Source organism: Roseomonas elaeocarpi, assembly GCF_042433915.1.
In the GTDB taxonomy this organism is placed as follows: Bacteria; Pseudomonadota; Alphaproteobacteria; order Acetobacterales; family Acetobacteraceae; genus Roseomonas; species Roseomonas elaeocarpi.
The window spans coordinates 36523-50586 of sequence record NZ_JBHLUN010000011.1; the positions used below are offsets into that span (position 1 = coordinate 36523).

12 protein-coding genes and 1 tRNA gene are annotated in these 14064 nt (G+C 71.0%); 6 read left to right on the top strand and 7 right to left on the bottom strand.

The window, feature by feature from the left end; all coding sequences use genetic code 11:
- Nucleotides 1-135 precede the first annotated feature (135 nt).
- The 3 genes from guaB to ACFFGY_RS16445 all read right to left on the bottom strand — a co-directional run bounded on the left by guaB (nt 136) and on the right by ACFFGY_RS16445 (nt 3570).
- Nucleotides 136-1632: an IMP dehydrogenase gene (gene guaB / locus ACFFGY_RS16435; RefSeq protein ID WP_377045596.1), complete on the bottom strand. Its 1497-nt coding sequence runs from the start codon at nt 1630-1632 to the stop codon at nt 136-138.
- Between the two features lie 134 nt (nt 1633-1766).
- Nucleotides 1767-2465 carry an RlmE family RNA methyltransferase gene (locus tag ACFFGY_RS16440; protein WP_377045597.1) on the bottom strand — a complete coding sequence of 233 codons (699 nt, stop codon included), beginning with the start codon at nt 2463-2465 and terminating at the stop codon, nt 1767-1769.
- A 22-nt stretch (nt 2466-2487) separates the two neighbouring features.
- A complete protein-coding gene (locus ACFFGY_RS16445; protein ID WP_377045598.1) occupies nt 2488-3570 on the bottom strand; it encodes a Ppx/GppA phosphatase family protein in 1083 nt (360 codons plus the stop codon).
- Between the two features lie 86 nt (nt 3571-3656).
- Here ACFFGY_RS16445 and ACFFGY_RS16450 point away from each other — a divergent pair.
- Together ACFFGY_RS16450 and ACFFGY_RS16455 are read left to right on the top strand one after the other, a co-directional pair.
- A tRNA-Gln gene (locus tag ACFFGY_RS16450) sits at nt 3657-3730 on the top strand.
- Between the two features lie 487 nt (nt 3731-4217).
- A complete protein-coding gene (locus ACFFGY_RS16455; RefSeq protein ID WP_377045599.1) occupies nt 4218-4559 on the top strand; it encodes a hypothetical protein in 342 nt (113 codons plus the stop codon).
- Between the two features lie 471 nt (nt 4560-5030).
- On the opposite strand, the gene ACFFGY_RS16460 is transcribed toward ACFFGY_RS16455, so the two are convergent.
- The 4 genes from ACFFGY_RS16460 to ACFFGY_RS16475 form a co-directional block, all read right to left on the bottom strand.
- Nucleotides 5031-5297, bottom strand: a complete 267-nt coding sequence (locus ACFFGY_RS16460) for a hypothetical protein (RefSeq protein ID WP_377045600.1) — start codon at nt 5295-5297, stop codon at nt 5031-5033.
- A 78-nt stretch (nt 5298-5375) separates the two neighbouring features.
- Nucleotides 5376-6182, bottom strand: coding sequence for a hypothetical protein (locus ACFFGY_RS16465; protein WP_377045601.1), 807 nt, complete (start codon nt 6180-6182; stop codon nt 5376-5378).
- A 76-nt stretch (nt 6183-6258) separates the two neighbouring features.
- Nucleotides 6259-8064, bottom strand: a complete 1806-nt coding sequence (locus ACFFGY_RS16470) for a putative bifunctional diguanylate cyclase/phosphodiesterase (RefSeq protein ID WP_377045602.1) — start codon at nt 8062-8064, stop codon at nt 6259-6261.
- A 234-nt stretch (nt 8065-8298) separates the two neighbouring features.
- Entirely contained in the window at nt 8299-8874 is a 576-nt protein-coding gene (locus tag ACFFGY_RS16475; RefSeq protein WP_377045603.1) for a helix-turn-helix domain-containing protein, read from the bottom strand.
- 52 nt (nt 8875-8926) lie between these two features.
- On the opposite strand from ACFFGY_RS16475, the gene ACFFGY_RS16480 reads away from it, so the two are divergent.
- The 4 genes from ACFFGY_RS16480 (at nt 8927) to ACFFGY_RS16495 (ending at nt 13934) form a co-directional block, all read left to right on the top strand.
- The gene (locus tag ACFFGY_RS16480) at nt 8927-9175 is read left to right on the top strand and encodes a hypothetical protein (RefSeq protein WP_377045604.1); all 249 of its coding nucleotides are present in this window, start codon (nt 8927-8929) and stop codon (nt 9173-9175) included.
- 11 nt (nt 9176-9186) lie between these two features.
- Nucleotides 9187-10539, top strand: a complete 1353-nt coding sequence (locus ACFFGY_RS16485) for an LLM class flavin-dependent oxidoreductase (RefSeq protein WP_377045630.1) — start codon at nt 9187-9189, stop codon at nt 10537-10539.
- Between the two features lie 81 nt (nt 10540-10620).
- Nucleotides 10621-12882 (top strand): glycosyltransferase, encoded by a 2262-nt coding sequence (locus ACFFGY_RS16490; RefSeq protein ID WP_377045605.1) that lies wholly within the window; start codon nt 10621-10623, stop codon nt 12880-12882.
- Nucleotides 12879-13934, top strand: coding sequence for an NAD-dependent epimerase/dehydratase family protein (locus tag ACFFGY_RS16495; protein WP_377045606.1), 1056 nt, complete (start codon nt 12879-12881; stop codon nt 13932-13934). The genes ACFFGY_RS16490 and ACFFGY_RS16495 overlap by 4 nt, the downstream gene beginning before the upstream one ends.
- The last annotated feature ends 130 nt before the right edge of the window (nt 13935-14064 follow it).

Here is a 14064-nt window from a genome sequence, read left to right on the forward strand (position 1 = left end):
CGGCGGCAGGTGGCGCCGGCGGGGCGCCGCGTGCGGTCCTGGCGCCGGGCTCAGCCCGACGCGCGAGGGCGCCACCGCCTGATGGTGGCCGGAAGAACCAGGGCGGGGCCGTGACTGGCCCGGCCCCTCCCAGGCTTACTCGGCGCGGTAGTTCGGCGCCTCGCGGGTGATGGCGACGTCGTGGACGTGGCTTTCGCGCAGGCCCGCGTTGGTGATGCGGCGGAAGCGGCAGTTGGTCTGCATCTCCGCCATGGTGGCGCTGCCGGTATAGCCCATGGCCGAGCGCAGCCCGCCCACGAGCTGATGGATCACCGCGCCCACCGGGCCCTTGTAGCCGATGCGGCCCTCGATGCCCTCGGGCACGAACTTCAGGCTGTCGGACACTTCCGCCTGGAAGTAGCGGTCGGCCGAGCCGCGCGCCATGGCACCCAGCGACCCCATGCCGCGATACGACTTGTAGGAACGGCCCTGGTAGAGGAAGACCTCGCCCGGCGCCTCGTCGGTGCCGGCGAAGAGCGAGCCCATCATCACGCAGTCGGCGCCGGCCGCGATGGCCTTGGCGATGTCGCCCGAGGTGCGGATGCCGCCGTCGGCGATGGCGGGCACGTTGCGCTCATGCGCGGCGGCGGCGGATTCCAGCACCGCGGTCAGCTGCGGCACGCCGACGCCCGCCACGATGCGGGTGGTGCAGATGGAGCCCGGGCCGATGCCGATCTTGATGGCGTCGGCGCCGGCCTCGATCAGGGCGATCGCGGCCTCAGGCGTCGCGATGTTGCCGGCGATGACCTGGACGCTGTTGCTCATCTGCTTGACGCGCTCGACCGAGCGCAGCACGCCGGCCGAGTGGCCGTGGGCGGTGTCCACCACGATCACGTCGACCTCGGCGGCCACCAGCGCCTCGGCGCGGCGGATGCCGTCCTCGCCGGTGCCGGTGGCGGCGGCGACGCGCAGGCGGCCCAGCGCGTCCTTGATCGCGGTCGGGTTGGTGCGGGCCTTGTCCATGTCCTTCACGGTGATCAGGCCGACGCAGCGGTACTGATCGTCCACCACCAGCAGCTTCTCGATGCGGTGCTTGTGCAGCAGCGCGCGGGCCTGGTCGGGGGTGGCGTCGTTGAGGACGGTGACGAGGTTCTCGCGCGTCATCAGCTCGTAGACGCGCAGGTTGGGGTCGTTGGCGAAGCGCACGTCGCGCGAGGTGACGATGCCCACGAGGCGCTTGCTGTCGCGCTCCACCACCGGGATGCCGCTGATGCGGTGCTGGTCCTGCAGGGCGCGGACATCGGCCAGCGTCTGGTCGGGGTGGATGGTGACGGGGTTCACCACCATGCCGCTCTCGAACTTCTTGACGCGGCGGACCTGGGCGGCCTGCTCCTCGATCGAGAGGTTCTTGTGGATCACGCCGATGCCGCCGGCCTGGGCCATGGCGATGGCCATGGGGTTCTCGGTCACGGTGTCCATCGCGGCCGACATCAGCGGGATGTTCAGCCCGATCTCGCGCGTCAGGCGGGTGCGGGTGTCCGTCTGGTTCGGCAGCACGGTGGAATAGCCCGGCACCAGCAGCACGTCGTCGAAGGCGAAGGCCTCCTCGAAGCGGTGACGCGTCTCGATGCGGGGAAGTGTCTCTGATGCCATGGGCGGGGGCCTCTCGTGGGGCGGGCGCTGCCGCGACCTTGGCGAGCCCTCCTACGCCCCTCCCCCGCGTCGTGGCAAGCGCCGTTGCGCACGCGCAGGGCAGCCCCGCAACAGCGCCTTCCCTGAGGGGTTGTTCAGCCGGCCTCCGGGTCGCGGCCAGCGGCATTGTTGCCGCGGAAGCCCTGCGCCACCACGAAGGCCTCGGCGCTGTCCTTGCGGCTCGAGGGCGGCTTCGCGTGGCGCACCTGGGCGTAGTCGCGCTTGAGGTCGGCCAGCAGCGTCCGCTCGGTGCCGCCCTGGAAGACCTTGGCCACGAAGGCGCCGTCGGGTGCCAGCACGCGCCGGGCGAAGTCGGCCGCGAGCTCCACCAGCGCCATGATCCGCAGGTGGTCGGTGGCGTTGTGGCCGATGGTGTTGGGCGCCATGTCCGACAGCACGAGGTCGGCCGGGCCGGCCAGCGCCTCCAGCACGGCGTCCTCGCCCGCCTGTTCGGAGAAGTCGCCCTGCAGGATGGTGACGCCGGCCATCGGCTCCATCGGCAGGAGGTCCAGCGCCACGATCCGCCCGCGGTCGCCGATCACCTTGCTGGCCGCCTGGGTCCAGCCGCCGGGTGCGGCGCCGAGATCCACGATCCGCTGGCCCGGCTTGAACAGCTTGAAGCGCTCGTCCAGCTCCAGGATCTTGAAGGCGGCACGCGAGCGCCAGCCCGCGGCCTTGGCGGCGCGGACGTAGGGATCGTTGATCTGCCGCTCCAGCCAGCGCTGCGAGGAGGTGCTGCGGCTCTTGGCGGTGCGCAGGCGGGTGGTGAGGCCGCGTTCAACGGGAGGTTTCATCGGGGGGCTTATCGAACGCCGTTCAGGCGGACGCAAAGGCTGCGTCGCGCCGCGCCGGCTGGCCGCGATTCCCGCGCATCATGCGCAGGAGCATCCCTTCCCGTAGGCCACGGTCGCACACCGTCAGGCTGGCGGTCGGCCAGGTCCGGCGGATGGCGGCGAAGATGGCGCAGCCGGGCAACACGAAGTCGGCACGCTCGGAGCCGATGCAGGGGTGTGCCGCCATGCCCTTGCGGCCGGTGTCCTGCAGCCACTTCAGCGCGGCGTCGGCGTCGCAGCAGTGCAACACCTGCCCGTCCACCCGCGGACGGGAATAGCGCGGCAGGTCCAGCACGATGCCGGCCAGGGTGGTGACGGTGCCGCTGGTGCCCATCAGGCGGACGCCGCCGGCGCGCATCTCCTGGCGGATACGGTGGACCTCGTCGAAGGGCTCCAGCCGGCTGGCCAGTTCCTCCACCAGGGCGGAGAACCCGTCCGGCGTGTTGCAGAAGCGGCCCGCCTGCTCCGACACGGTGACCACGCCGACCGGAACCGACATGTAGCCGATCAACGACGGGAGGTCGTCCGGCTCCTGCGGGGCACGGATCCAGGCGATCTCGGTCGAGCCGCCGCCGATGTCGAACAGCAGCGCCCGCCGGTCGCCCCACCGCAACAGGGGTGCGCAGGACTCCATCGCCAGCGCCGCTTCCTCGCGCGGGGTGATCACCTCGATCGGCAGGCCCAGGGCTTCCTCGGCGCGCTGGAGGAAGGCGGCGCCGTTGCTGGCGCGGCGGCAGGCCTCGGTGGCCACGGCGCGGGCCGAGCGGAGAGGACGCCGGGCCAGCTTGCCCTGGCAGACCGCCAGGGCGTTCAGGGCGCGGTCCATCGCCGCCGGGCTGAGCGCGCCGGTCGCCCCCAGCCCCTCACCCAGGCGCACGATGCGGCTGTAGCTGTCGAGAACCCGGAATCCGTCCGGGCCGCCGGGGGTGGCCACGAGAAGACGGCAGTTGTTGGTGCCCAGGTCCAGGGCCGCGTGGACGGCCGCCGGTTCGGTTCTGGACGAGGTGATCTGGCTCATCATGATGGTGCTGTGGGCGATGATCCGTTCCCCTGCCTCGAACGGCAAGAGCTTTCGTCCGGGGGTGGTTGCGGGGTGCGGGAACGCATGCTATTCGGCGCGCCGTCAGCACGGGGAAACACCCCTGACGGTGCTGGGGAATAGTTTAACGGTAGAACTCCCGACTCTGACTCGGGCAGTCTTGGTTCGAATCCAGGTTCCCCAGCCAACATTCCTCAGATGTATGATCGCGCGGAATGTTTTCAGCCCCGGCCGGACCGGATTGTTGTGCTGCGCCTCCAGCGCCCTTTCACTACCTGAAAACGCGAGCCCGGACCGACACCAGCATTGGTTTACGCTCGTCCGGGCCAGGATGAGGTCGATCTGGGAAGTCTGGCCCCTGCGACGGCACGGAGCGCTTCTTCGCATGGAGGGAACATGGCGGCAGGAAATCTCCGTCCTGTCCTGAACCCTTCGCAGATGCGCTTTCCGAAAGCTGCAGTGGAGATCACCCATGACTCGCCTGATCCCGCCTTGCCGGACGTCGATTCGTGGGATTGGCTAAGCCGCTTCCTTCGGGCGGACCTGGCAACAGCACGCAGCCTGATCCCGGCCATCCTCGCATCCGTGCAGCGGCGCCACACCGCCCGGCCTCCGAATTGCCCGCAGCAGAGTTAATGTTCCCTTTACGTTCCAGGATGCGCTAACATCCAGGCATGGACGACGTGGCCCCTCCTCCTCCTGACCTCGACGTGGTTGCGGCCCGTGCGGCTGCCTCCTTGTTCCTCCGGCTCGTGGCCGCGGGATCGACGCGGCCGGCGGCGTGGGCCGCGGCGGTGGGCCTGTTCCGGCAGCATCACCCCGGCTGGTCGGCGGCTTTGCTGGAGCAGGAAAGCGTGCGGACGCTGGCGGCCATGATCCATGCCATGGAGCCACCGGCGGAGCCTCAGGGCACCCCGGCGCCGGCCTTCACCCTGTTGCAGCGGCTGCGCCACGGTTGCGCGGCCTTCGTGCTGTCATTGAAGCTGGCGTGGCGGGGACCTGTGGAGGCCGGTTGAGAACACCGGCCGACGCCAGAGATTAATGTTCTTGTTTTGTTCAGGAGTTGTTAGACTCCTGGCATGCGCGACCCTCTCTCCCCATTCCCCTTCCTGAACCTCCTGACCCTGCGGGTTATTGCCCGGCGCTACGCCGAGGCTCTGCGGAATGGCGCCTCGGGTGCCGACGCCAGGCAAGCGGTTCTGCGGTCAGTGGCAGCGGCCCATCCCGACCGAGATGCTTCGACGATCCTGCGAATCGCGGAGCGGGAGGTCTTCCGATCGGAGGCGCAGCCCTTCCCACTGCCGGCCGGACGCAGCGAATACCGACCGGCACCGCCCGATCCGGAACTACGGCGCCGCTTGGTCACCCCTCTCCTGCCGGCGGCGGAGGATGAGGAATGCGCCGCTCCGGACTGGAGGCCTCAGCGGTCATGGCCGAGGCAGGGCTACCAGGGCTTCGCTGCGGCCTGAGGCGAAAGCGCCGGAGCCTCAGTTCTGAGGCTTGTTGCCGTTGTTCTGCTGCTGTTGCTGCTGCTGGGCGTCCCGCTGCTCCGCCTGATGGCGGCGGTGAACACCCACCGCGCAACCCGCCGCGGCGCCGGCCACGGCATGCCCGCTGCCGACGAAGTGACCCGCCACGGCACCCACCGCGCCGTCCTTGACGCAGCCCCCTTCCTTGGCCTGGGCGGGGAGGATGGCACCCCCGACGGAAAGGGCACCGAGGAACAGGGTGGTGGCAACAAGGCGCGGCAGCATCGATTCAATCTCCTGACTACCCGCTCCAACGCCCGGGACGCGGCCCCGGTCACATGAAACCTCGGCCATCCGCCTGCCTCAGTGGCCGTCCGACTTAGGCGTCCTGTTCTCCCCCGCAGGCTTGCGGGCCGGCCCCCGCCGCGCCGCCTGCCGGATCGGGATGATCTGCGCCGAGTGCGGCAGGAAGCGGGTGGCCACGTGGCGGTCGTCGCGTTGCTCCGAATCGGGTCGTTGCAGGGCATGATGGAGCAGGTCGCGGCGGAGCTGGTCTTCCTCGCCGAGGCTGTCGAGCCAGTGAGCAAGAAAGGCCCGAGTCGTGGCCGGCATCGCGCCGTCGCAGCAGCAGAGCGCATCCTCGATCTCCTGCGGCTCCAGACTGTCGCGCAGGTCCTGCAGCAGCGCCGGAAGGCGCGGCGGCCCGCGGCGGAGCAGCGCGCCGACCGCGCCACCCCTGGACGCGGCGCCGCCGTCGGCCAGGAACCGCGCCAGCGCCCCGGCCACCGGTTCCAAGGGTTCGGCGTCCAACCAGCCCGATGCCGCCTCGGCGGCAACCTGGCGGTCGGGGTCCATCTCCAGGAACAGGCGCCAGATCGTGTCCGGCAGGCGCGACGTCTCGCGCGCGTAAAGCCGCAAACCGCTGACCGCGTCGCGTCGCGTCCGCGACGGCAGGCCGTTGCTCAGGCCGAAACGGTAGAGTTCGAGCAGGCTGTCCCGTGCCGCCTCATCCCGCATCACGCCGGCGCGGATCGCCTCGCCCAGGAACATGTCCTCGTAGCCGGGCCATCGCCGCAACCTTTGCTCCAGCGAAGGCTCCTCCAGGATGCGGCTGAAGCGCTGCGGCTCCGCCAGGAAGAGCGGCTCCCAGATGACGGAGGATTTCGGCATCGACGCGCGCTCCCTGTACCGGCCCCGCGCCCGGAGCCTTTGTCCGGACCCATCCCGCCCGGGTCTTCATATCCCGTTAAGTACTTAAGGAACCGTTAACGCCATCTTCGCTCGCCAAGGAGTCCTTCACGGCTGCCGCAAGGGTGGGCCGAGGCATCGCCAGCTCCGCCGGTGCGTCGAAGGTCAGGGGCTGGACGGCGTCGATGCCCAGGGCCAGCAGCGACTGGCGCTGCTCCTCGGTCTCGACGCCCAGCACCACCAGCTCCAGGGACAGGCCCCGCGACAGGGGAATGATGGCCTGCAGCAGCGCGGACTTGCCGGGCGCCGCATCCGTTGCGGAGATCAGCGCGGCCGGCAGGCGAAGGCTGGTGAAGCTGTGACGGAACAGCGCGCCGAGCGGTGCCTGGTTCGCGCCGAAGTCATGGATCGACAGGCCGGTCCCCAGGGCCTGGAGGCGGTGGAGGCGCTCGGCGAGCTCCGGCGGCCCTTGCGACAGCATCGTCTCGCTCACCGTCAGCTCCAGCCGTTCCGGCGGCAGGCCCGCGTCGGCCAGCGCCGTGGCCACCACGGTGACGAAGCCTTCCGAGCGAAGCTGCGTCGGCGACACCCTGAACACCAACCGCTGTCCGCCCGGCCATCCGGCCGCCGCGGCGCAGGCGCGGGCGAGCTCCCGGTTCTCGATGCCGAGCAGCAGCCCCTGTTGCCCCGCGAGCGGCGCGAACTCTTCCGCGGTCAGCCGCGCCCCGCCGGGCCTGAGCCAGACGGCACGGGCCTCGTAGCCCGTGACCGCGCCGTCGCGCAGCCGGATGATCGGGTCGAACTCCAGCGCGAAGGCGTCGGTGCGCGCCGCTTCCCGGAAGGCTTCCTCGGCCGCGTCGTCCGCCTCCAGCGAAGCGTCGTAGAAGCGGAACTGCCGCCGGCCGGAGGTCTTGGCGCGGTACAGCGCCACGTCGGCCCTGTGGAGCAGCGCCAGCGGGTCGGAACCGTCGGCCGGGGCGCGGGCAATCCCGATCGAGGCCAGGATCGGCACGGACTGGCCGGCGATGCTGACCGGTGCCGCGAGGTCTGCCAGGATGCGCGTGGCGATGGCGCCGAGTTCCGCATCGGTGAGCTGGGCGGTGATCATCGCCACGAACTCGTCGCCCCCGAAGCGGGCAATGACGTCCTCGGCCCGCAGCGCCGCGCGAAGCCTGCGGCTGAACTCCACCAGCAGCTGATCGCCGCCGGCGTGGCCGAACAGGTCGTTCACCTCCTTGAAGCGGTCGAGGTCGAAGCAGAACAGGCTGAAGGCGCTGCCCTGCCGGGCCTCCAGCGCGCGCGAGAAGCCGCTGCGGTTCAGCAGGCCGGTGAGCGGGTCGAGGTCCGCCATGTCGCGCAGCTCCGCCATCCGGCGATGCAGCTGCAGCATCGCGGAGGCCGCCGCCGCCAGGTCGGCCATGGCCGCCACGGCCGAGGGTTCCGGTCGCTGGGGATGCGGATCCACGGCGCAGATCGTGCCCACCGCGTAGCCGGACGGATCGAGCAGCGGCGCGCTGGCGTAGAAGCGAGCCTTGAGCGGCCCCGTCACGAGGTGATTGTCGGCGAAGCGGGGATCGCGGCTGAGATCCTCCACCACCGTGACCTCGCGGGGCTGCAGGATCGTATGGGCGCAGAGCGAGTCCTCGCGCGGGATGTCGGGCAGCCGCTCCGCCCCGGTGGTGGCCTTGAACCACTGCCGGTGCTCGTCGATCAACGACACGGTTCCGAGCTCCGCCCCGAAGAGGCGTGCGGTCAGTCGGGCCAGCGCGTCGAAGCGCGGCTCGCGTGGGGTATCGAGGATCTGGCAGGCTTTCAGCGCCGCCAGTCTTTGCGCCTCGTCGAAGGGGATCGCGGGGGCCGTCATCGGGTGATCTCTACAGTTCGTCCGAGGGAACTCTACCTATAGTAGTATTGCAATGGGGCCGTTCTACCCTGCAGAAGCGGCCGCAGCCTACCGCGTCGCGCGGGGGTGGGATGAAGCAGCATCTGGGCAGAAGTCCGGCCGGGCGGGTTGCCCTTGAGCGCTGCGTGGATCGGCGGCTGGATGAGGGGCTCCCGGTCGGGCGGCTCCGGGGCGGAACCCTGGTGCCGCCAGGTCTCAGCGGCGGCTCAGCACCACGAGGTAGCGGCAGGACGCGCCGCTCGCGTTTTCGTAGGCGCAGTCCGCGGGCGCCCCCAGTACGAGCGAGTCTCCCGCCCCCAAGCCGTGGCGCAGGGTGCCTTCATGGAACAGCAGCTGGCCTTCCAGCACCAGCAGGGCATGGGCACGGCCAGCATAGGTCGCGGCCGGGTAGTCCACGCGCTTTCCGGCCGGCAGGAGCACCTCGACGATCTCCGGCTCCGCCCCGGGTATGGTGACGGCGCGCCGCAGGTAGCCCGTGGCCGGATCACGCCAGCAGGGCTGGTCCGGCCGGCGCCGCAGTCGGCTGCCGGGCGCCGTACCCTCCACCTTCGCGAGCAGCGTGGACAGGGTCATGCCGAAGGCCGCCACCAGACGGCCCAGCAGCGCGGCCGTGGGCGAGGCCTCGCCGCGCTCGACCTTGCTGATCATGGCGCGGGACACGCCGGAGCGTTCGGCCAGCTCCGCCAGTGACCAGCCGCGGGCGTCCCGCTCCGCCCGCAACCCTTGCGCCAGCGCCTCGGCCAGCGCGGCCTCGTCTTTCATGGTGGACATGGTTCCAAGATAGTACCACCCTTTCTCCGTACACCAACTGGAAGAGTCCGGCATGGCCGACGACGACTCGGATGCGATGCCCCTTCCCGTCCCGGCAACCGGGCACAATGGCGGGCCGCCACTCGAGGAGCATGAGGTCGGCGCCACGCCGCGACGTCTCCTTTGGCAGCAGGCCCACCGCCGGGCCTGGAAGACGCCGCCGCGGGAAGTCCTGCTGCGGCGGCTCGCGCGGGCCGAGGAGCTGGGCATGAGCTACCGGGAGTACACCCTGGAGATCCTGGAAAGAGGACGCTACCTGTGACCGACGCTTCGGTGCGCGAGATCCGCCTGAACGCCTTCGACATGGCCTGCGTCGGGCATATCCAGCAAGGCTTGTGGACCCACCCGCGCGACCACTCGGTGGAATACAACACGCTCGAACATTGGATCAGGCTGGCTCGGACGCTGGAGCGCGGGTCGTTCGACGGCGTGTTCCTGGCCGACGTGCTGGGCATCTACGACGTGTACGGTGGCAATGCCGACGCGGCGATCCGGGGCGCGGTGCAGGTGCCGCTGCTCGACCCGGCGCTGCTGGTGCCGGCCATGGCGGCGGTGACGGAACATCTCGGCTTCGGCATCACCTGCAACCTCGCCTACGAGCCGCCCTACCTGTTCGCGCGCCGCATCTCGACCCTGGACCACCTGACCAGGGGGCGGATCGGCTGGAACGTCGTGACCGGCTACCTCGACAGTGCCGCGCGCGCGATGGGGCTCGATCGGCAGATGGCGCATGACGACCGCTACGACATGGCCGACGAGTACATGGAGCTGGTCTACAAGCTCTGGGAAGGCAGCTGGTCCGACGCGGCCGTCCGGCGCGACCGCGAGGCCGGGATCTTCGCCGATCCGGCGGAGGTCCGCCGGGTGCGGCACGAAGGGCGGCAGTACCGGCTGGACGCGATGCACCTGGCCGAGCCCTCGCCCCAGCGGACGCCGGTGCTGTTCCAGGCCGGCGCTTCCGACCGCGGGCGGCGCTTCGCCGCGACCCATGCCGAATGCGTCTTCGTCAACGGCGGCGCGATGGCGCAGGTGGCCGCCCTGGTGCGCGACCTCCGCGAACGGGCCGCGCCGCGCCCGATCCAGGTGCTGGTGGGCGCCACGGTGATCGTCGGCCGGACGGAGCAAGAAGCCCGGGACAAGCTGGAGGATTACCGTCGCCACGCCAGCGTGGAGGGCGCGCTGGCCCATGCCTCGGCCTCGCTGGGCATCGACTTCAGCCGCTACGCCCCCGACGAGCCGATCCAGGCCGGGGAGACCGAGGCGATCCGGTCCAACGTGGAGGCGCAGCGCAGGGCGGCCGGCTCGGTGTGGACCCGGCGGCGGATGGAGGAAAGCTTCGTCCTGGGCAGTCGGCAGCCGCCAATCGTGGGCAGCGCGGCGCAGGTGGCCGACATCCTGATGCGCTGGGTGGCGGAAGCGGACGTGGACGGGTTCAACCTGTCGCGCACCGTGGTGCCGGAATGCCTGGAGGATGTTGTGGATCTGCTGGTGCCGGAACTGCAGCGGCGCGGCGCCTTCAAGCAGGGCTACGCGCCCGGAACCTATCGCGAGAAGCTGTTCGGCGGGGATGCCCGGCTGCGCCCGCCGCACCCGGCCGCGTTGTTTCGTGCACGGAATAGCTCCTGAGACGGGGTTTCAGCGCAATCCCCCCTGGCGTCGCGCGCCGGCTCGCCATAGGCATTGGGCGAACGCGCGGGCGGAGGATGGATGTCGGGCGATCAGGCGAGCAGGGTAGCCCTGCTGCTGGCGGAAGCGGATGCGCATCGCGATGCCGGGGAATGGCGGGAAGCCGCGGATCGTTACAGAGCGGTGTCGGCGCTGCGTCCGGATGCCTGGCCGCTGCTGATGCAGCAGGGCTACTGCCTGCGCGAAGCCGGGGACGCACGCGCGGCACTCGACTGCTACCGCGCCGCCGAGGCCCTGGCGCCCATGGACCCGGAGGTGAAGCGGCAGATCGCGGTGACCCTGCGCTGGCTCAACCCGGGCGCCAGCTTCGGCCGCGCGGCCGAGGTGCCCGCCGCCGCGGCACCGGCTCGCCAGCGGGCCGAGGATCAGTCCCGAATGCAGCCGCCCGCCGCAACCTCGGACCGGACCGCGGCCCCGGCCGTGTTCCAGCCCGAGCCCGCCCCGGCGCCCCGCGCCGTTCCGCCGGTCCAGCCCGCAGCGCCGCCCGCCCCGGCCCTGCCGATCCTGGGTGGCGTGCTGGACGTCGCCTTCGACGTCACTGACCTGCTCGATTATTTCCGCGGCAAGCGCACACCCACCGGCATCCAGCGCGTCCAGTGCGGCATCGTCGGCGCCGCGCTGCGCGGGGAAAGCGCCACGGACACGGTTCTGGGCTGCGTGACCTACGACCTGCGGGAAGCGACCTGGCGCGCGGTGCCGGCGGCGGCGCTGCTGGCGGTGATCGACGCCTCGCACACCGGCGCGGAAACCGACGACCCGGCCTGGATCGCCGTGCTGCGCCGCCTGGATGAGCTGCTGGCCGCGGCACCACGGCACCAGTTCCCGCTCGGCGGGATGCTGGTGAACCTCGGCAATTCCTGGGGCCTGCCGGACTACTTCCGCGGCCTGCGGGTGATCCAGCGGGAGCGTGGGGTGCGCTACGTGCCCTTCCTGCACGACTGCGTGCCGCTGGTGGTGCCGGAGCACTGCCAGGAACAGATGGTGCGCGACTACGCGCGATGGTTCGCCGCGGTGGGCATCCATGCTCACGGCTTCCTGTGCAACTCCGACTGCACGCGCCGCGATGGCCGGACGCAGCTCGGGCGCGTGCTGCCCGGCCTCGACCTGCCGATGGAGGTGGTGCGCCTCGACGCCGACCCGCATTCCGACGGCACCGAGCCCGACCTTGCCGCGCTCGAGGGCATCCGCGGGCTGCGGCCGGGCCAGCCCTACGCGCTGTTCGTGGGCACGATCGAGAGCCGCAAGGACCACCTGCTGGTGTTCCGCGCCTGGCTGTCGCTGATCCGGCGGCTGGGCGCCGACCGCGTGCCGCGGCTCGTCTGCGTCGGGCAGCCGGGCTGGCACGCCCAGGGCGCGCTGGAGCTGCTGAACAACAGCGCCGAGCTGCGCCGCAACGTGCTGCTGCTGCATGGCATTTCCGATGAGGTGCTGGGCGCGCTCTACGCCGGCTGCCGCTTCACGGTGTACAACTCCTTCTACGAGGGCTGGGGCCTGCCGGTGACCGAAAGCCGGGCCTACGGCAAGGTTCCCGTGATCCCGGAACACTCGGCCCTGCCGGAGGCCGGCGGTCCCCACGCGGTGTACTTCGCGCCCCAGCACGAGCCCGACCTGATCAGCAAGCTCGAGCGCATGATCACCGACCCGGCCTTCGTGGCGGAGCGTGAGGCCGCGCTGCGTGGCGGTGCGGGCCTGCGCAGCTGGGACGCGCTGAAGGACGAGACGCTGCGCCACCTGCGGGCCATGGCGGCGCGGCCGCCGCTCGCCCTGGAAGACCGGATCGCGGTGGAGCCGGGCATGACCTACGCCATGATCCACGGGCAGGAAACGGTGCCGCAGCCGGCGCTGGCCATCCGGCAGGTGCTGCGCGACGGCCCGAGCTGGCACATGCCCGAAGACTGGGGCGTCTGGACGCGCGGCGGATCGGCCACGCTGCGCCTGCCCCTGCCGTCCGGCACGGGGGGAAGCTGGCGCCTCTACTTGGACCTGATGCCGCCGCCCGGTGACGGCGACATCTGGCTGCGGGCCGAAGTGGACGGGCAGGAGGTCGGCTCCGGCATGGTGGGCTTCGCGGGTGCCCGGCCGAGCGGCTGCGTCCTGCCGCTGCAGATCCCGGCGGATGGCCGGTTGCTGCGGGTCGAGATCGAGAGCGCCCCGGTGGTGCTGGAAAACGACATCCGGGTGCTGGGCGCGGGGCTGAAGCGCGTCATGCTGTGCCGCGAGGACGACCTGGGCAGCCGGCTCGGCTGGCTGGAGGATCGGCGGCTGGCCTCGGTGCTGGCGTGACCTCGGCCGCCGGCCCCGATCAGGACCAGGATCAGGATCGGGGTCTCGCGGGCACGCGGGTCTTGGTGACCGGGGCCGCGGGCTTCGTCGGCGCACACCTGTCGCAGCGCCTCCTCCTCGAGGGGGCGGAGGTTCTGGGGCTCGACAGCTTCAACAGCTACTACGATCCGTCGCTCAAGCGCGCCCGGGTCGCGGCGCTGCTGGACCATCCGCTCTGCCGGGTGGTGGAAACCGACCTCGCCGAGCCAGGCGCGCTCGCCAAGGCCTGGTCGGCGTTCCGGCCGGACCACGTCGTTCACCTCGCCGCGCAGGCCGGCGTCCGCTACTCGCTGCGGGACCCCCGCGCCTACGAGCGCGCCAATCTCGCGGGCTTCCTGGAGGTGCTGGAAGCCGCGCGCGCCCACCCGGTGTCGCAGCTGATCTACGCTTCCTCCTCCTCGGTCTACGGGGCCAGCACGCGCGTGCCGTTTCGCGAGGATGATCCGGTGGATCGTCCGTCCTCGCTCTACGCCGCCACCAAGCGCGCCAACGAGCTGATGGCGCATACCTACGCGCACCTGTTCAACCTGCCGCTGACGGGGCTGCGGTTCTTCACCGTTTATGGCCCCTGGGGCCGGCCCGACATGGCCTACTGGGGCTTTACCGAGGCGCTCCACGCCGGGCGCGAGATCCAAGTCTTCAACCACGGCCAGGTCTGGCGCGACTACACCTACGTGGACGAGATCGTGGAAGCGATCGCGCGGCTCCTGCGCTGCCCGCCGCAGCGCGCCGACGAGCCGGGCCGGGTCGTCCCGGAGGCGAGCCACCGCCTCTTCAACATCGGCAACGACACGCCGGTGGCGGTGGGCGAGATGATCGACATCCTGGAGCGGGAAACGGGTCTTCAGGCCCTGCGGCGGAACGTGCCGATGCAGCCCGGCGACGTGGTTCGCACCTGGGCCGATGTTTCGGCACTGCGGGCGGCGGTGGGATTCGCGCCGCAAGTGTCGCTGGCAACCGGCCTGCAACGCTTCGTGCAATGGTACAGGGAATATCACCGCCTTTCTCCGTAGCGCCCGCTCGCTGGTAAGAGCGGCCTCGCTTCGTGCTTGCCTAAAACCTGGGCGCAGCGTTCAACTGGCTGGCAGCGCGGCGGCCACGCGGGGCCCGAACGGCCGCTTTGTCCGGCGCTGCCGGGTTGCG